This is a genomic window from Naumannella cuiyingiana (assembly GCF_013408305.1).
Lineage (GTDB): Bacteria > Actinomycetota > Actinomycetes > Propionibacteriales > Propionibacteriaceae > Naumannella > Naumannella cuiyingiana.
On the sequence record NZ_JACBZS010000001.1, the window covers coordinates 2,519,002 to 2,534,465 of the forward strand.

Genomic DNA, 15,464 nt, shown 5'->3' on the forward strand with positions numbered 1-15,464 from the left:
GGTCAGCCCATGCCGATCGAGTCGGCCTGCGCCTGGAGCTCCTTCAGCGCCGTGGCGGCATCCTGCTCGCCGCGGGCCATCTTCTCCAGCGCGGCATCGCCGGCGGCAGCCACCTGTACCCAGGTCGCCGTTGCCGGCGGCACCTTGGCGCTCTGCAACTGGTCACCGAAGGCCGTCAACTTGTCGTTGCCGCTGAGCTCCGGCAGCTCCCAGGCGGCCTGCGCCGCGGGCAGGTCGCCGGTCAGTTGGTACCACTTCGCCTGGACCTCGGGCTGGCTGAGGTAGGAGATCAACCGCCACGAGGCATCGGGGTTCTCGGCATCGGCGAACACCGACAGGTTGGACCCGCCCGCGAACGAGGTCGACGACTTCCCGGTCGGCACCACCGCGGTGGCGTACTTCGACGTGAAGTCGGCGCCGCCGATCTCCGCGAGCTGGCCGGCCAGCGCCGGTCCCTCGACCAGCATCGGGGTGCGACCGTCCACGAAGGCGGCCTCGCGGGCGCCGGTGGCCGGATCGACGTTGGGGTCGGAGATCTTCTCGGTGAAGAACTCCTGCTGGTAGCCGAAGGCCTCCACCATCTCGGGAGTGTCCAGGGTCCACTTGTCGCCCGCGGTCAGCTCGGCACCGTTGGACCACGGGATCCAGAGCGAGGCCTGGTAGGAGTCGAAGCTGCCCGCCGGCATCGCGAAGCCCCAGTCGGCGCCTGCCTTGGTCTGCAGATCCTTGGCCATCGTCTTCAGTTCCGCCCAGTTCTTGGGCGGGCTGGTCCAGCCTGCCTTCTCGGCCAGGTCGGTGCGGTAGTAGAGCACCCGGGTGTCGGCGTACCACGGCACGCCCACGACGCGGTCGCCGATCTTGTTGCTGGCGACCGAGCTTGGGAAGAAGCCGCTGCTGTCGATATCGGCCGGCACGGTGGCCAGCGCGTCGGCGAAGTCCGGCATCCAGGTGGTGCCGATCATGGCCATGTCGGGCGTCGTCCCGGCCGCGATCGCGGTCTGGAACTTGTTGTGGGCGGCGTCCCACGGGACGGCGGTGATCTCGACCTTGACCCCGGGGTTCTGCGCCTCGAAATCCTTGACGAGCTCGGGGAGGGCCTCGCCCTCGGCGCCCATGGCCCACATGGTCACGGTGCCCTGGACGGGGCCGCTGCCGACGGTCGTCTCCGACTCGGGCTGGTTGGTGGTGTCGGCCCTGCCACATCCGGCGGCGACGAGAGCCACGGTGGCAAGTACCACCGCGATGGCACGCGCGTTCTGCATCTGTTCCTCCTCGAACGACAGAAATCAAAGCGCTTAGATTTCGCCACAATAGGGCTCACGCCCGCTTCGTGCAAGGTCGTCGGCAGGTGGTCAGGCGCAGCCGCAACTGGCCCGGATCTCCAGCCGGGTGCCGAGCCGATAGCGGCGCGGCCCCTTCGAGGGCGCCGCGTACTCATCAGCCAGGATCCGCGCCGCGATCCGGCCCATCGACTCCATCGGCTGACGCACGGTGGTCAGCGTCGGCGTGCTCAGCCGCCCGGCCAGCACGCCGTCGAAGCCGGTCACCGCGACGTCGGTGGGGACATCCAGGCCGGCACCGCGCAACACCTCCATGGTCACCAGGGCGAGCTGATCATTGGTGCAGACCAGGGCGCGCGGCAGCCGGCGTTGTGCCGCCAGCTCGGCCACCCGGGCGAGCGAATCGCGCTCGGCGAGGGTGGAGGAATCGATTGGCGCCTCCGGCGGGGTGAGCCCCCGCTCGGCCATCGCCAGCCCCATCCCGCGGAACCGTTCGGCGGCATCGCTCGGCTCGATCGAGCCGACGAAACCAAGATCACGAATGCCATGATCATCGATCAGGTGGGCGATCAACGTCTGCATCCCGCCCATGTTGTCGACCAGCACCCGGTGATGATCATCTTCGGATGGTGCGGCGCTGAGCAGCACCACCGGCATGGTGCGCGAGATCGTTCGCAGCGTCTCCGGCGCGTCCCGGGTCGGGAAGACCGCGAGCCCGTCGACGCGGCCGGCGGTGTCGGCGACGGCGGTCGCCGAGCTCGACCCGCGCGACAACAACACCTCGCGGCCGAGCCGGCGACTCTCCAGCTCGAACCCGCGCTGCACTTCGTCGACGTAGAGCGGGTACGCCCGCGGGTCCGGCCACGCGGCCTCGCCCAGGGCATCGAAGGAGATGGGCCCGTCGGCGGCGAGCGCGTCGAGGTCGAGCTCGGGTACCGGATCGTCGAACTCGCCGGCGAGCGCCTGGGCGTGATCGAGGATCAGGTCGAAGGAGTGCAACCCGAACACCCCGGTCCGCCCGGCGGCCAGCCCGCGGGCTGCGCCGCTCGGGGCGTACCCCAGGGCGCGGGCCGCCGCGAGCACCCGCTCGCGGGTGCTCGGCTTGACCGAGTCGGGCCGGCGGAAGGCGAACGACACGGTCGCGATCGAGACCTCGGCCGCGCGCGCCACGTCGTAGACGGTCGCGCGCCGCACGGCACCGGGCTCGCCCGACCCCTCTCGCGGCCGCTCGGTCGTCTCGCCTGCCATCGCCGTCCTCCTGCCCCGCGTTCCCGGCGCCTCGCGCGAGCCGCGCGCGAGCCTGCTGCACGCTAACCCATCCGGGCGCCCGGCTCAGCCCGCCGCGGTGAGCCGGGCGATCGCCTGCCGGCGATCGGCCACGCCGAGCTTGGCGAAGATCGCGTTGACGTGGGACTTCACCGTGGAGACGCCCAGCACGAGCTCGGCGGCGATCTCGGGATTGGTCCGACCGCGGCCCATCAACTCCGCGACCTCGGCCTCCCGTGCGGTCAGGGCGGGGAAGCGGTCCCGGACCGACCGCGGCTGCGCATCGGGCAGCCCGGCCACCACCCGTCCGGCGATCCGGGCGTCCAGCGGCGTCCCTCCGGCGACGGCCGCTCGTGCCGAGGCCACCACCTCCGCGCCCGAGGCGTCCTTGGTCAGGTAGCCGCTCGCGCCGGCCTCGAGCGCGTGCTTGATCGACGCGTCGTCGCCGAAGGTGGTGAGCACGAGCACCCGGGTCCCGGGCAGTTCCGCCACCACCTGCCGGGTCGCCGCGACGCCGTCGCAGACCGGCATCCGCAGGTCCATCAGGATCAGGTCGGGCTCGGTCTCGTGCGCCACGCGTACCGCCTCGGCGCCGTCGGCGGCCTGCCCGACCACCTCGATGCCCTCGGCCAGCGACAGCACCGTCACGATGCCCTCGCGGACCAGGGCCTGATCATCGGCCACCACGACGCGCATCACGCCTCCGCCGGTAGGAAACACGTCACGCTGAACTCGTCGTCGGGGGTACGCCCGGCGCGCACCTCGCCGCCGAGCCCGCGGCAGCGCTCGCGCATCGCCGCCAGGCCGTGCCCGAGCCCGCCGGCATAGGCCGAGCCGGTCGCGAGCGGGTTGGTCGCCGAGACGGTCAGCCCGGCCGGGGTCCACGAGACCTCGAGGTCGACCGGCCGGCCGGGCGCGTGCTTGCGGGCGTTGGTCAACAGCTCCTGGACGATGCGGCGAGCGGCGAGCTCGCGCGCCGGGTCGAGCCGGTGCGGCGTACCGGTCCGTTCCAGCTCGACCGCCGCGCCCGATTCCCGGTGCACCCGGACCAGCTCGGCCAGCGAGGCGTCGAAGCCCGCCGGCTCGCGCAGGGCGGCGACCGCGCGCCGGGACTCGGCCAGCCCCTCGGCGGCGAGCTGCCGCGCGCTCGCGACCGCCTCCTTGGCCCGGTGAGGGTGGCCGGCGCCGAGCAGCGCCTCCGCGCCGTTCAACTGGGCCGTCAGCGCGCCCAGGGTGTGGGCGAGCACGTCGTGCAGGTCGCCGGCCAGCCGGGCGCGCTCGGCGAGCGCGGCGTTCTCGGCGCGTTCCCGCTCGGTCTCGAGCTGCTGCACCAGGAGCACCCGCTCGCGCTCGGCGCTGTGCCGGGCGTTGCGACGCAGCAACGCGAGCGACAGCGTCACGGTGCAGGCGAGGATGCCGACCGGCACCAGCCCCGGCTGGCCGCCGAGCAGCGCGCCCGCACTCAGGCCGCCCGTTCCCGCCACCGCCACAAACGCCACCTCGGGCCAGCCGCGGTCGGAGCGGACGCCGCGCACGATCGCCGCGATGATCGGGGCCCAGCCGAGCCCCTGGGTGGACATCGTGGACAGGCCCGCCAACGCGGCTCCGGCCACCAGCGCGGCGGTGCCGGCGCGGCGGGTCCCCGGTGTGTCGGGCGCCAGCGCGAGCAGCGACTCGCCGATCAGGCAGGCCACGCCGGCCCAGAGCAGCCACAGCCCGACCGACGAGACGTCGACGACGGCGAGCCCGGTCAGCGCGATCGCGGCGCCGGCCACGAGCGCGATGCCCACCCGCGCGAGACCGGGCCGCAGGCCCGGCGCGGCGTCGCCGGGCGCTGGCGGGTGCGGACTGGTCACGGGGCCATCATCGCGCCGACCGGCGGTGAGCGGGTCGCCGGACATTCCTCGGGCGTGGACACTCCTCAGGCGTACTGGGGCGTGAGCGACATCGCGTTGGCGCGCCGGCTGACCACCGCGGCGGCGGTGAGCCGATTCAGGCCGACCATCAGCAGGATCAGGCCGGTGAGCTGGCCCAGCGCGGGGCCGCCGAAGTGCTGGCCGATCACTGCCTCGCCGATCCGCGCGGCGATCAGCGCCACCCACAGCGCCACGCCGAGCGCACCGCCGCGGTACTCGATGCCCGCCGGGCCGCGGCGCAGTTGGGTCAGGTAGCCCATCGCCACACCGATCCCCAGGCCGGTGAGCAACTCGAGGCAGACCACGATCCAGCCCTGCGCCGACAGGCCCGCCAGCGACGCGATGTCCTGGCTGGACAGCGCACCGCCGATCACCAGCAGGATCAGCGGCAACCGGAACGCCCGCCCGCCGGTCGACTGCCAGGTCAGTTGCCGCAGGACGACGCGACCGATCACCAGGACCAGGATCGCGATGTTGATCAGCGGGAGGACGTACTCCATCAGATGCTCCTCGGTTCTTGGGGGTGTGCGTCCAGCCTGCGGCCGGAGGGCCGCGCGCTGAACCGCCCGCGGGTGGAGGTTCGGGTGGAGATCGCCCGTGCTCGATTCGCCCGCGCTCGATTCGCCCGTGCTTGATTCGCCCCTGCTCGATTCGCCCGCGCTCGCCCGGCCGGGTATCATCGCGCCGTTGCCATGGCGAGGGAGCAGCGCTCCGTGATCGACAGGGCCCCCGGCCGACCGGCCGGACGCTCCTCGCCGCACGTCGAAGCCGAGGAGTACAGATGTCCGAGATCGTCCTGAAGGCCACCCGCCGCGAGGAGTTCGGCAAGGGGGCCGCCCGCCGGATCCGCCGCGCCGACCTGGTGCCCGCCGTCGTCTACGGCCACGGCATGGACCCGCTGCACATCACCCTGCCGGGCCACGAGACCCTGCTGGCGTTGCGCAATTCCAATGCCCTGATGAGCATCGACCTGGCCGGTGAGAAGTCCCAGCTCGTGCTGCCGAAGCAGGTCCAGCGCGACCCGATCAAGGGCACCATCGAGCATGTCGACCTGATCGTGGTACGCCGCGGCGAGAAGGTCACCGTCGAGGTCTCGGTCACCCTGACCGGTGAGGCCGCCCCGGACACGCTGGTCGTGCTGGACAACCAGACCCTGACGCTGGAGGCCGAGGCCACCAACATCCCCGAGCACGTCGAGGTCTCCGTCGAGGGGCTCGAGGCCGGGACGCAGGTCACCGCGGCCGACCTGGTGCTGCCGGAGGGCTCGACCTATGTCGGCGGCGAGCCCGACACCTTGATCGTCAACATCACCAACGCCCCGACCCAGGAGCAGCTCGACGCCGAGCTGGCCGAGGCCGAGGCGGAGGCCGGCATCGAGCCGACCGTCGACGAGGATGCCGAGGGCGACGAGGCCGAGGGCGGCGAGGAGACCGAGGACGGCGAGTCCGAGGGCGACTCGGAGGAGTGAGCGACTCCGCCCCGTGGCTGGTGGTCGGGCTCGGTAATCCGGGCCCGGCCTATGCCGGCCATCGGCACAATGTCGGCTTCCTGGTGGCCGACGAGCTCGCGTCCCGCGCGGGGGTACGCTTCGGCGCCCCGCGCGGGATGCGTTCGGATGTGGCCGAGACGCGGCTCACGGCCTCGGGCATCGGTGGCGTCGGGGCGGATGCGGCGAAGGTGATCTTGGTCAAGCCGCGCACCTTCATGAACGACTCGGGGGCGGCGGTCCGCAAGCTCGCGGCCTTCCACAAGGTGCCGCCGGATCACGTGATCGCGATCCACGACGAGCTGGACCTGGAACCGGGGCAGCTACGGCTCAAGGTCGGCGGCGGCGACAACGGCCACAACGGGCTGCGGTCGCTGCGGTCCCATCTCGGCACCGGCGACTTCGCCCGGGTGCGGTTCGGGATCGGGCGCCCGCCCGGCCGGATGAGCGTGCACGACTGGGTGCTGTCGGACTTTCCGGTCCGGGATCGCACCGACCTCGCGCTCGAGGTCGACCGGGCCGCCGGTGCGGTCGAGATCCTGATCAACGAGGGTCTGGCGCAGGCGCAGAATCGCTACAACTCCTGATCACCAGTCGATCTCCGCGGTGCTGGACAGCGGACGCGGCGGTTGCGGCCGCGCGGTCGGCGCCGCGCCCAGCATGTCGGGGAAGATCAACTCGGTACGCTCGGCGATCACCCCGATCTCGACCTGCCAGGCGGCGAACCCGTCCAGCTTGAGCACCGGCTCGACCTGCTGGGCGAACAGGAAGGCGCGCGCCCGCAGCGTACCGTCGACGGCGTAGCAGATGATCTTCCAGTGCTCGACCGGCACGGCCACCCCGCGGTGCATCGGGTCGGCGTCGGACAGCACCGGCCCGCCGAACACGGAGATCGCGAGGCGATCGACCTCGACCTGGGACAACAACGCATTCTCCAACCGCCCCCACACCCCGTCGCGGCTGGCCTGGTTGAAGTCATCCATCTGCGGGGTGATGTTGGTGAAGTAGAACGAATCCGCATTCGCCGCCCGAGCCTCCTCCGGATCGCCCCAACACAGGTCGGCCCGCCGGGCGATGTGGCCGCGGTCCAGCCGATTGTCGCGGTAGGCCTCGTCGCCGGTCTGCACCGACCGGTCCAACCGCTCGTCGTAGCGGAACCGCAGGCCCGAGCGGTCCAGCTCGCGCAGCCGCGCGCCGTCGACATTCCAGGCGACCCACCGGGCCAGCCGCCGCGAGCGGCTCTGAGCCAGCGAGAAGTGGGTGTAGTCGATCACCGGGGAGCCGTCGAGATCGACCAGGTCGCCGGCGATCCGCGGACCGGGGTCCGGAGGTGGGATTGGTGTGTCGAGGAAGCGCGGTGCATAACCGGGGGGCACGAGACCAGTGTGACGCACCGCTACGGTGGATCCATGAGGGCTCGTCCCATGGTGACGCTCGGCGTGATCGCGCTGCTGGCCCTGACCGGCTGTGCCGAGGTGACGAACTTCGTCACCGGGCGCCAGCCCGCGATCATCGAATTCCGGCCGGCCCGGCCCGCGCCGCCGGGGACCGCCTGCCCCGAGCAGTCGCCGGTGCCCGCCGAGCCCGGTGCCGTGGTCTGTGCCGACGGGCAGGCGTACCTGCTGGACGCGATCGCCGGCACCGGACGAGCCGAGCGCGCCGAGGCCACGCCCGGTGCGACCTGCAGCATCCGGGTCGACCTGGACGGGCCGGGCACCGAGGCGCTGCGCGAGGTGACCGGTCGGCTCGCGGGCAGCGAGCAACTGCTGGCCCTGCTGGCCGAGGGTGAGCTGCTGACGGCGGTGCGGGTCGCAGAACCGATCGGCGGCGGTGAGCTGCAGATCTCCGGCGGTCAGAGCGAGTCGGAGTGTGATCGCCTCGCCGAACGCCTGCACGGGTGACCGGGCGATGATCACCGAGGCCACGGCGAAGGCGCTGAGCGAGGCGGGGCTGCTGTGGCAGCCCGCCGCCGGCGACCGGTTCGCGATCCGCTCCGCCGAGCTGACCGGCGACGTCTTCTGGATCAGCGAGCTGACCATCGAGCTGCACAGCTATCACGACCAGTCGGTGCTCGGGTTCAACGGCACGACGGAGTGGGCGCTCGACTCGATTCCCCTGGACCGTGCGGTGTGGCTGCCCCGGGAGGATCAGTTGCGTGAGTTGCTCGGTGAGCGGCTGGTCTCGCTGCGCCGGGTGGCGGGAGAGTGGGAGGTGGCGACCAGCCACGGCCGCTACCGCCACGCCGACGCCGAGGAGGCCTACGCCCGGGCGCTGCTCGCCGCGCTCTGACGATCACCGAGCCGGAGCACGCGCCGGGCATTCTCCGAGGCGATCTTGCGCAGGTCCGGTTCGTTCAGCTCCAGCGCGTCGAACCACGCCGCCGCCTCCAGCATGTCCTCGAACGGATAGTCGGCCGAGAACAGGATCCGGTCGGCCCCCATCTCCGCGATCACGTTGAGCAGGGCCGGCGTGCGGAAGTTGCCGCTGGTGGTCACCACCACGTTGTTGCGCAGGTAGTCGCCGAAGGGGCGCTGTGCCGCAATCCCGCGCGGCGCGACCTTCAGCCGATGATCGGTACGCCAGATGTTGAACGGCAACAACTCACCCAGGTGCCCGAGGATCACCTGCAGGCCGGGATGCCGGTCGAACAGCCCGCTGCCCATCAGCCGGAGCATGTGGGTCGCGGTCTCCACCGAGAACGCCCAGGCCGAGCCGTACAGCCACGGGTGTCCGTCGTACTGCGGGCTGGTGCTCGGCAGCGGGTCGCGCGGGTGCAGGTAGACGGGGACGTCGAGCTCGGCGACGGTGGCCCAGAAGTCGGCATAGCGCGGATCGTCGAGATAGACGATGGTGTCGGCATCGCCGACCTGGGAGAAGCCGTTGACCAGCGCGCCGACCATGCCGAGCTCGGTGACGGCGCGCCGCAGCTCGGTGGTGGCCGCGTCCGGGTCCTGCAGGGCAAGGGCGGCGAAGGAGCCGAACCGGTCCGGGCGCTGGGCGACCTGCTCGGCGGCGTGGTCGTTCAGCCGGTACGCCCAGTCGGTGGCCTGTGCCGGATCATGCAGCGACTGGATTCCGGGTGAGAGCAGCGACAGCACGGCGATCTCGATCCCGGCCTCGTCCATCAGCGCGAGCCGCCGGTCCGTGATGTCCAGCAGCATGTCTCGGTGCCGGGGCCAGGCCTGCGGGGTGAAGTGCTCCTCGGACTGGGCGACGATGTTCGGCTCGGTGGCGCCGAAGTGCTCCTCGAGGGCGATTTTGTTGATCATGGGCGGGGTCCTTCCGTGGTCGCGAGTGGGGTGTCGTCGGTCGGGGTCGGCGCGGCGCGGCGCGGGCGGGTCGCGTACAGGGCGAGGGTGGCGAGCAAACCGGTCGCGGATGCCACGGCGAACAGGTAGAAGCTCCACTGCGGGCCGAGTCCGGTGTCGAGCAGCAGCCCGCCGAGGATGGGCCCGCAGATCGCACCGAGGCGCCCGATGCCCAGTGCCCAGCCCACGCCCGTCGCCCGGGCGTGCGGGGGATAGAAGCGGGTGACGTAGGGATTGATCAGGTTCTGGACGCCGATGGTGCCGAACCCGCCCAGGGCGCACAGCAGGTAGAGAATGATCATCTCGGGCCCGGCGGAGAGCGCCATGGCGGCGATGGCACCGGCGGCGAATCCGACGGCGATCACGGGGCGCGAGCCGCGGCGGTCGGCGGCAACACCGCCGAGCACCGAGCCGATGATCGATCCGAGATTGAAGGTGAGCAGCAGGCTGAGCGCCGAGCCGAGCGCGAAACCCTGCCGGCGCATGATGTCCGGCAGCCAGGTGCTGAACCCGTAGATGGTCAGCAGCGCGCAGAAGCTCATCGCCCAGAACAGCAGGGTCGGGGCCAGGTAGCCGCGGCTGAACAGGGTGCCCACGGCTCCCCGACGCTCGGCGCTCGGCGTGGGCTCGGGGACCTCCATCCCGAGCCGGGCGGCGAGCCGGGCCGCGGCTTCGCGGCGGTCGTGACTGACCAGGAAGTCCAGCGACTCAGGCAGTTTGGCCAGGGCGAGCGGGAGGAAGATCAGGATCGGCAGGCCGCCGATCAGGTACATGGCGCGCCAGCCCAGCGTGGGAACGATTGCGATGGCGAGCCCGGCGGCCAGCATCCCGCCCACGGCGTACCCGGACTGCATGGTCACGTAGGTGACATTGCGGTGCTGGGCCGGGGCGTACTCCGTGACGAGCGCGCTGGCGATCGGCATCACCCCGCCCAGCCCGAGACCCGCAATGAACCGCAGCGCGCCGAAGGCCTCCGGCCCGGTCGCCAGCGCGCAGAGCGGCATGGCGACGGAGAACAGGACGACGCAGGCGATCATGGTGCGCCGGCGCCCCCACAGGTCGGTGAGCGTACCGACGGCCAGCGCGCCGATCAGCATGCCGACCAGGGAAAGACTGCCGATCAGTCCCGCGAGGCCGGCGCTGATGCCCCATTCCTCCCGCAGGGCACCGACGGTGGTGCCGTAGACGACGAGGTCGTAGCCGTCGAAGACGATGGCGAATGCGCAGAGTGCGACCGTCAGCCAGCGCAGCGGATGGACCCGCTCGCGCGACTGATCCGTTGGTGTCGGAACCGTCATTGGTCCCTCCTCCCGTGAGGTTGCCTTCACGGTATTTCGGCAGCAACATGTATGTCCATACATGTTTGAGACGCATCCCGGCGGAACTGATATGCGGCTGCGGATATCCTGCGGCGCATGTCCCTACCGCACGCGCTCCTCGGGGTGCTGTCGGCACGACCGATGAACGGGTACGAGCTGACCAAGTTCTTCGACGCGTCGACCGGCTATGTCTGGTCCGCGCCGCAGAGCCAGATCTATCCGACGCTGCGCCGGATGGCGGACGACGGTTGGATCGCCGGCACCCGGCAGAGCCGGGCGACCGCGCTGCGCAGCACGGTGTACTCGATCACCGAGGCAGGACAGGCCGAGCTGCTGGAGTGGGCGGGCCACTACCACCCGCCCGGCCCGGCGCGCGACGCGTTCTTCCTGCAGGCGCTCTACCTCGACATGGTCCCGACCCGCCGGGCGCGGGAGGTGTTGCGCCGGTTCATCCAGCACCACGAGCGAGCGATTGCGGAGTGGGAATCCCAGCGCGACGCGCTGGTTGCCCGCGAGACGCCGCTGCTGGTGGAGCGGTTGAGGGCCCGGCCGCCCCGGCAGCACGCCCGGATCGCTCGGCTGAAGGCCTCCGTCTTCCAGGGGGAGATCGACCGGTCGGAGGCGCTGATCGCCTGGGCCCGCGCGCAACTCGACCTACTGTGATCGTGCCGGCCTGCTGACAACGCGTGAGCCAGGTCCTACGCTGCAGAGATATGACCTTTATTGCGTCGAGGGCGCGCATCATGGCCGCAGGGATCACCCTCGGCCTGGCAGTGATCGGATCCCTGGCGATCGGCGGGCCCGCGCACGCCGAGGGCGGGGGCGTCACCCACCGGGTGGCCTGCGGCACCGACGCCCCGGACACGCTGGGATCGCTGGACGAGGTGAACGCGCTGCGGCTGGCGCCCGGCGACGCGGTGCTCTTCCAGCGGGGCACCACCTGCACCGGGACGCTCGCGCCCCGTGGCTCGGGCACCGCCGAGCAGCGGATCAGGATCGGCGCCTACGGCAAGGGGGCGCGGCCGGTGATCGACGGCGCCGGCGCGACCGACACGGTGCTCCTGCGCAACGTCTCCGGGTACGAACTGAGCGGCCTGGAGATCACCAACTCCGCCGATCCCGGCAGCAAGCGCCGCGGCGTGTTCGTGCTCGGCGAGGACGCCGGGGTGCTGGCCGACCTCACCATCCGCGATCTCTACGTGCACGATGTCTGGGGTGACGACACCAAGGACACCGATGGCAGCGGCGGGATCATCGTCGCGGCGGCAGGCCGCAGCACCCCCACCAGCTTCCGCAACGTCGTGGTGGCCGACAACGTCGTCCGCGACGTCGACCGCAGCGGCATCGTGGTGGGCACATCGCTGTGGGGTGATCGACCCGAGTCCGGCAAGCCGGACGTCGTGTTGCCCTGGACGCCCAGCAGCGACGTCCTGATCAAGGGCAATGACGTCGCCAACACCGGCGGGGACGGGATCTTGATCTCCACCACCAAGCGCGGGCGGGTCGAGGACAACCGGGTCGACGGCTTCCAGGAACGCTCGGCGGGCTACAACGCGGGCATCTGGCCGTGGAACTCCGAGGACATCGTCTTCACCGGCAACGAGGCCTCCGGCGGCAGGACGACCCGGGACGGGATGGCATTCGACATCGATCAGGGCACCAACAACGTGACCTTCGAGTACAACTACAGCCACGACAACGAGGGCGGCTTCTTCCTGCTCTGCAATGCGGCCGGCTCGATCCGCAATGCGGTGGTGCGCTACAACGTCAGCGTCAACGACTCCCATCGCGGCATCGAGACCTGCAGCGGGACGATCGACAGCGCGCAGATCTACAACAACACCATCTACATCGGCGACGGCGTCTCCCAGACCGTGATCAACGAGAACAACGCGAACACCCGCAACGTGCGCTTCGCCAACAACCTGGTGCTCAAGGAGGGATCGGGCACCGCGAACTTCCGGCTCGCCAGTCCCGCGGGCTACCGGCTCGACCACAATCTGATCCGCAATGTCGGCAATCTGCCACCCAACCCCGGCGGCAGCACCGCCGACCCGATGCTTGTCGCGCCGGGCTCCGGCGGCTCGTCGATCGATGACCTCGACGGCTACCGGCTGCGTACCGGATCACCGGCCCACCGCGCCGGGGCCGTGCTGGACGACAACGGCGGCCGGGACTTCTTCGGTGCCCGGCTGCGCGGCGATGTACCGCCCAGCATCGGCGCCGACGACGCCGGCAACTGCACCGCGCCGAGCAGCCCGGGGCGGCCATTCCCGTGCCGGGGCACCGGCGTGGTGGGCCGCGGCTGAGCCGCCCCGCCGGCGCGCCGCGGCGCGGCCCCGCTACGTTGTCGCGCGTGAGCTTCGCCGAGGCCTGCCGGGCCGGTTCCGCACGCGACTGGGACGCCGCCGTCAACCATCCGTTCGTCGACCAGTTGCTCGACGGCACCCTGCCCGATGACCGGCTGCGCCACTATCTGGTGCAGGACTACCAGTTCTGCGACGCGTTCGTGATCTTGCTCGGCGCGGCCGTCGCGACCGCGCCGGGGCTGGGGGAGCGGTTGCGGTTCGCGCGCGTCCTCGGCGCATTCGCCGCCGACGAGGACGACTACTTCACCCGCAGCTTCGACGAGCTCGGCGTACCCCCCGGCGAGCGCGCGGCACCGGAACTGGCCCGGCCGACCCGCGAGTTCGACGCACTGATGCGCGAGGCCGCCGGCTCGCGGTCCTATCCGGTGGTGTTGGCGGTGCTGCTGGTCGCCGAATGGCTCTACGGTGACTGGGCCGCGCGCGGTCGCGACCGCGATCTCGCCGCGCTCGCCCCGCGGCATCGCGACTGGATCCGGCTGCACGACAACCCCGACTACAACGCCTGGGTCGACTGGCTGCGCGCGGAGTTCGACAACGCCACGGCCGCCGCCGATGCCGAGCCCGCTGCGCAAGCCTTCGCCCGCGCAGTGCGCCTGGAACGTGCCTTCTTCGACGACGCGCTGATCGCACGAACTGCTTGACCCCGCCCGGGCGAACCGCGAGACTCGGCCGAATCCGGTGCGGCGCGGCCCGGTGTGAAAGGTGTCATCGTGGACAACCTCGCCATCTTGGGCATGCTCGCCCTGGCCCCCATCCTGGTCGTCGGCGTACTGCTGGCCGGACTGCGCTGGCCGGCGAAGTACGCGATGCCGGTCGGCTTCGTCGTCACCGTGATCATCGCCGCGGCGGTGTGGCGGATGCGGCCGGTCAGCATCGCCGCCGCCGCGATCGAGGGCCTGATCACCGCCGCGACCCTGCTCTTCATCGTGTTCGGCGCGCTGTTGTTGTTGTCCACGGTGAGTGGCTCGGGTGCGATGAACCGGATCAAGGCCGGCTTCAACGCGATCTCGCCCGATCGCCGCGTACAGGCGATCATCATCGGCTGGCTGTTCGGCTCGTTCATCGAGGGGGCGTCCGGTTTCGGGACGCCGGCCGCCGTCGTGGCGCCGCTGCTGTTGGCCCTGGGCTTCCCCGCGATGGCGGCGGTGCTGGTCGGATTGGTGATCCAGTCCACCCCGGTCAGCTTCGGCGCGGTGGGTACGCCGATCCTGGTCGGCGTCACCAACGGCCTCGGCCGCGACAGCGCCCCGATCCAGGCGCGGTTGGCCGAGCTGGGCGTGACCTATCCCGACTACGTCCGCGGGATCGGGCTCGAGGTCGCGATCATCCATGCGCTGTGCGGGCTGCTCATCCCGCTGATCCTGGTGACGATGCTGACGGGCTTCTTCGGCGAGCGGCGCAGCTTCGCCGAGGGCCTGAAGGTATGGCCGTTCGCGATCTATGCGTCGCTGGCGATGACCGTGCCCTATGTGCTGGTGGCATGGTTGCTGGGACCGGAGTTCCCCTCGCTGCTCGGCGGGCTGATCGGGCTGGCGCTGGTGATGTTCACCTCCAGTCGCGGCTTCCTGATGCCGAAGGAGATCTTCGACTTCGGCCCGCGGGCGTCGTGGCCGGCGCGCTGGATGGGCAGCATCGATGCCGATCACCTGGACACCGAGGAGTCGCGCCCGATGCGGCTGATCACCGCCTGGTCGCCCTATCTGGTGCTGGCGGCCGTCCTGGTGCTGACCCGCGCGGTGCCGTCGGTGAAGGCCTTCTTCACCGCATCGGTGCCGCCGATGACGATCAAGGCCTCGAACATCCTCGGCACCTCGATCAGCACCACCGTGCAGCCGTTCTTCTCCCCGGGCTTCTGGCTGATCATCGCGGCGGCCGTCGCCTGGCTCACGCACCGGATGACCGGGCGGCAGATCGCGCAGGCCTGGCGGGTGTCCGGGCGCCAGCTCGCCGGCACCGCGGTCGCGCTGCTGTTCGCGGTGCCGCTGGTCCGGGTGCTGATCCAGTCCGGCGCCGCGAACAACGACTCAGGGCTGGCGAGCATGCCCGTCACCCTGGCCGAAGGTGCCGCGGCGCTGGCCGGCTCGGCCTGGCCGGTGCTCAGCCCGTGGATCGGCGCGCTCGGCGCCTTCGTGGCCGGCTCCAACACCGTGTCGAATCTGACCTTCGCCCAGTTCCAGTGGTCGACCGGAGAGGCAATCGGCGTACCGCCGGAGCAGGTGGTCGCCACCCAGGCCGTCGGCGGGGCCGGCGGCAATCCGGTCGCGATCCACAACATCGTCGCGGCCTCGGCGACCGTCGGCCTGCTCGGCCGCGAGGGCGACCTGATCCGCAAGACCGTGCTGGTCACCATGTACTACTGCTTCGCCGCGGGGGCGATCGGCTTCATCGCCATCCACGGCCTCGGCCCGAATGCCGGCACCTTCGAGCTGATCGCCCTGATCATCGTGCTGGCCCTGGTCGCCTACTGGTTCGTCCGACGGGACCGCGCCCGGCGCCCGGAGGCGTCGGTATCGTGATCGC

General features: G+C 71.2%; 16 protein-coding genes. 8 read left to right on the forward strand and 8 right to left on the reverse strand.

Features of this window, described 5'->3' with window-relative positions:
* Positions 1-2 precede the first annotated feature (2 nt).
* The 5 genes from GGQ54_RS11755 to GGQ54_RS11775 form a co-directional block, all read right to left on the reverse strand.
* Positions 3-1,262: an extracellular solute-binding protein gene (locus GGQ54_RS11755; RefSeq protein WP_179445555.1), complete on the reverse strand. Its 1,260-nt coding sequence runs from the start codon at positions 1,260-1,262 to the stop codon at positions 3-5.
* Between the two features lie 90 nt (positions 1,263-1,352).
* Entirely contained in the window at positions 1,353-2,528 is a 1,176-nt protein-coding gene (locus GGQ54_RS11760; protein WP_179445556.1) for a LacI family DNA-binding transcriptional regulator, read from the reverse strand.
* Positions 2,529-2,612: 84 nt separating this feature from the next.
* Complete coding sequence (locus tag GGQ54_RS11765) at positions 2,613-3,242, reverse strand: response regulator transcription factor (protein WP_179445557.1); 630 nt, start codon at positions 3,240-3,242, stop codon at positions 2,613-2,615.
* Positions 3,242-4,402, reverse strand: coding sequence for a histidine kinase (locus tag GGQ54_RS11770; RefSeq protein ID WP_179445558.1), 1,161 nt, complete (start codon positions 4,400-4,402; stop codon positions 3,242-3,244). The genes GGQ54_RS11765 and GGQ54_RS11770 overlap by 1 nt, the downstream gene beginning before the upstream one ends.
* A gap of 65 nt (positions 4,403-4,467) precedes the next feature.
* Complete coding sequence (locus GGQ54_RS11775) at positions 4,468-4,962, reverse strand: hypothetical protein (RefSeq protein WP_179445559.1); 495 nt, start codon at positions 4,960-4,962, stop codon at positions 4,468-4,470.
* Between the two features lie 281 nt (positions 4,963-5,243).
* Here GGQ54_RS11775 and GGQ54_RS11780 point away from each other — a divergent pair, with 281 nt between their 5' ends.
* The gene (locus tag GGQ54_RS11780; protein WP_179445560.1) at positions 5,244-5,930 is read left to right on the forward strand and encodes a 50S ribosomal protein L25/general stress protein Ctc; all 687 of its coding nucleotides are present in this window, start codon (positions 5,244-5,246) and stop codon (positions 5,928-5,930) included.
* Entirely contained in the window at positions 5,927-6,535 is a 609-nt protein-coding gene (gene pth / locus GGQ54_RS11785; RefSeq protein WP_179445561.1) for an aminoacyl-tRNA hydrolase, read from the forward strand. The genes GGQ54_RS11780 and pth overlap by 4 nt, the downstream gene beginning before the upstream one ends.
* Here pth and GGQ54_RS11790 read toward each other — a convergent pair whose 3' ends face one another.
* A complete protein-coding gene (locus GGQ54_RS11790) occupies positions 6,536-7,324 on the reverse strand; it encodes a DNA/RNA non-specific endonuclease (protein ID WP_179445562.1) in 789 nt (262 codons plus the stop codon). It abuts the gene before it with no gap.
* A 33-nt stretch (positions 7,325-7,357) separates the two neighbouring features.
* Here GGQ54_RS11790 and GGQ54_RS11795 point away from each other — a divergent pair, with 33 nt between their 5' ends.
* Both GGQ54_RS11795 and GGQ54_RS11800 read left to right on the forward strand, forming a co-directional pair.
* Positions 7,358-7,849, forward strand: a complete 492-nt coding sequence (locus GGQ54_RS11795) for a SecDF P1 head subdomain-containing protein (protein WP_179445563.1) — start codon at positions 7,358-7,360, stop codon at positions 7,847-7,849.
* Positions 7,818-8,237: a pilus assembly protein CpaE gene (locus tag GGQ54_RS11800; protein WP_343045946.1), complete on the forward strand. Its 420-nt coding sequence runs from the start codon at positions 7,818-7,820 to the stop codon at positions 8,235-8,237. The genes GGQ54_RS11795 and GGQ54_RS11800 overlap by 32 nt, the downstream gene beginning before the upstream one ends.
* Here the strand turns inward: GGQ54_RS11800 and GGQ54_RS11805 are convergent.
* Both GGQ54_RS11805 and GGQ54_RS11810 read right to left on the reverse strand, forming a co-directional pair.
* Complete coding sequence (locus GGQ54_RS11805) at positions 8,207-9,217, reverse strand: amidohydrolase family protein (RefSeq protein ID WP_179445564.1); 1,011 nt, start codon at positions 9,215-9,217, stop codon at positions 8,207-8,209. The two genes, GGQ54_RS11800 and GGQ54_RS11805, sit on opposite strands and share 31 nt — an antisense overlap.
* Positions 9,214-10,554: an MFS transporter gene (locus GGQ54_RS11810; protein ID WP_179445565.1), complete on the reverse strand. Its 1,341-nt coding sequence runs from the start codon at positions 10,552-10,554 to the stop codon at positions 9,214-9,216. The genes GGQ54_RS11805 and GGQ54_RS11810 overlap by 4 nt, the downstream gene beginning before the upstream one ends.
* A 117-nt stretch (positions 10,555-10,671) precedes the next feature.
* Here GGQ54_RS11810 and GGQ54_RS11815 point away from each other — a divergent pair, with 117 nt between their 5' ends.
* The 4 genes from GGQ54_RS11815 to GGQ54_RS11830 all read left to right on the forward strand — a co-directional run bounded on the left by GGQ54_RS11815 (position 10,672) and on the right by GGQ54_RS11830 (position 15,460).
* Positions 10,672-11,238 (forward strand): PadR family transcriptional regulator, encoded by a 567-nt coding sequence (locus GGQ54_RS11815; protein ID WP_218843845.1) that lies wholly within the window; start codon positions 10,672-10,674, stop codon positions 11,236-11,238.
* A gap of 80 nt (positions 11,239-11,318) precedes the next feature.
* Positions 11,319-12,884: a right-handed parallel beta-helix repeat-containing protein gene (locus GGQ54_RS11820; protein ID WP_179445566.1), complete on the forward strand. Its 1,566-nt coding sequence runs from the start codon at positions 11,319-11,321 to the stop codon at positions 12,882-12,884.
* A 47-nt stretch (positions 12,885-12,931) separates the two neighbouring features.
* Positions 12,932-13,585 carry a thiaminase II/PqqC family protein gene (locus GGQ54_RS11825; protein WP_179445567.1) on the forward strand — a complete coding sequence of 218 codons (654 nt, stop codon included), beginning with the start codon at positions 12,932-12,934 and terminating at the stop codon, positions 13,583-13,585.
* Positions 13,586-13,654: 69 nt separating this feature from the next.
* Complete coding sequence (locus GGQ54_RS11830; protein WP_179445568.1) at positions 13,655-15,460, forward strand: lactate permease LctP family transporter; 1,806 nt, start codon at positions 13,655-13,657, stop codon at positions 15,458-15,460.
* Positions 15,461-15,464: the final 4 nt, after the last annotated feature.

What these genes read in the sequence shown, in the direction of transcription:
- GGQ54_RS11755 (WP_179445555.1), bottom strand. Translation starts at nt 1,262, where the DNA reads ATGCAGAACGCGCGTGCCATCGCGGTGGTACTTGCCACCGTGGCTCTC.
- GGQ54_RS11760 (WP_179445556.1), bottom strand. Translation starts at nt 2,528, where the DNA reads ATGGCAGGCGAGACGACCGAGCGGCCGCGAGAGGGGTCGGGCGAGCCC.
- GGQ54_RS11765 (WP_179445557.1), bottom strand. Translation starts at nt 3,242, where the DNA reads ATGCGCGTCGTGGTGGCCGATGATCAGGCCCTGGTCCGCGAGGGCATC.
- GGQ54_RS11775 (WP_179445559.1), bottom strand. Translation starts at nt 4,962, where the DNA reads ATGGAGTACGTCCTCCCGCTGATCAACATCGCGATCCTGGTCCTGGTG.
- GGQ54_RS11780 (WP_179445560.1), top strand. Translation starts at nt 5,244, where the DNA reads ATGTCCGAGATCGTCCTGAAGGCCACCCGCCGCGAGGAGTTCGGCAAG.
- GGQ54_RS11795 (WP_179445563.1), top strand. Translation starts at nt 7,358, where the DNA reads ATGAGGGCTCGTCCCATGGTGACGCTCGGCGTGATCGCGCTGCTGGCC.
- GGQ54_RS11805 (WP_179445564.1), bottom strand. Translation starts at nt 9,217, where the DNA reads ATGATCAACAAAATCGCCCTCGAGGAGCACTTCGGCGCCACCGAGCCG.
- GGQ54_RS11810 (WP_179445565.1), bottom strand. Translation starts at nt 10,554, where the DNA reads ATGACGGTTCCGACACCAACGGATCAGTCGCGCGAGCGGGTCCATCCG.
- GGQ54_RS11815 (WP_218843845.1), top strand. Translation starts at nt 10,672, where the DNA reads ATGTCCCTACCGCACGCGCTCCTCGGGGTGCTGTCGGCACGACCGATG.
- GGQ54_RS11820 (WP_179445566.1), top strand. Translation starts at nt 11,319, where the DNA reads ATGGCCGCAGGGATCACCCTCGGCCTGGCAGTGATCGGATCCCTGGCG.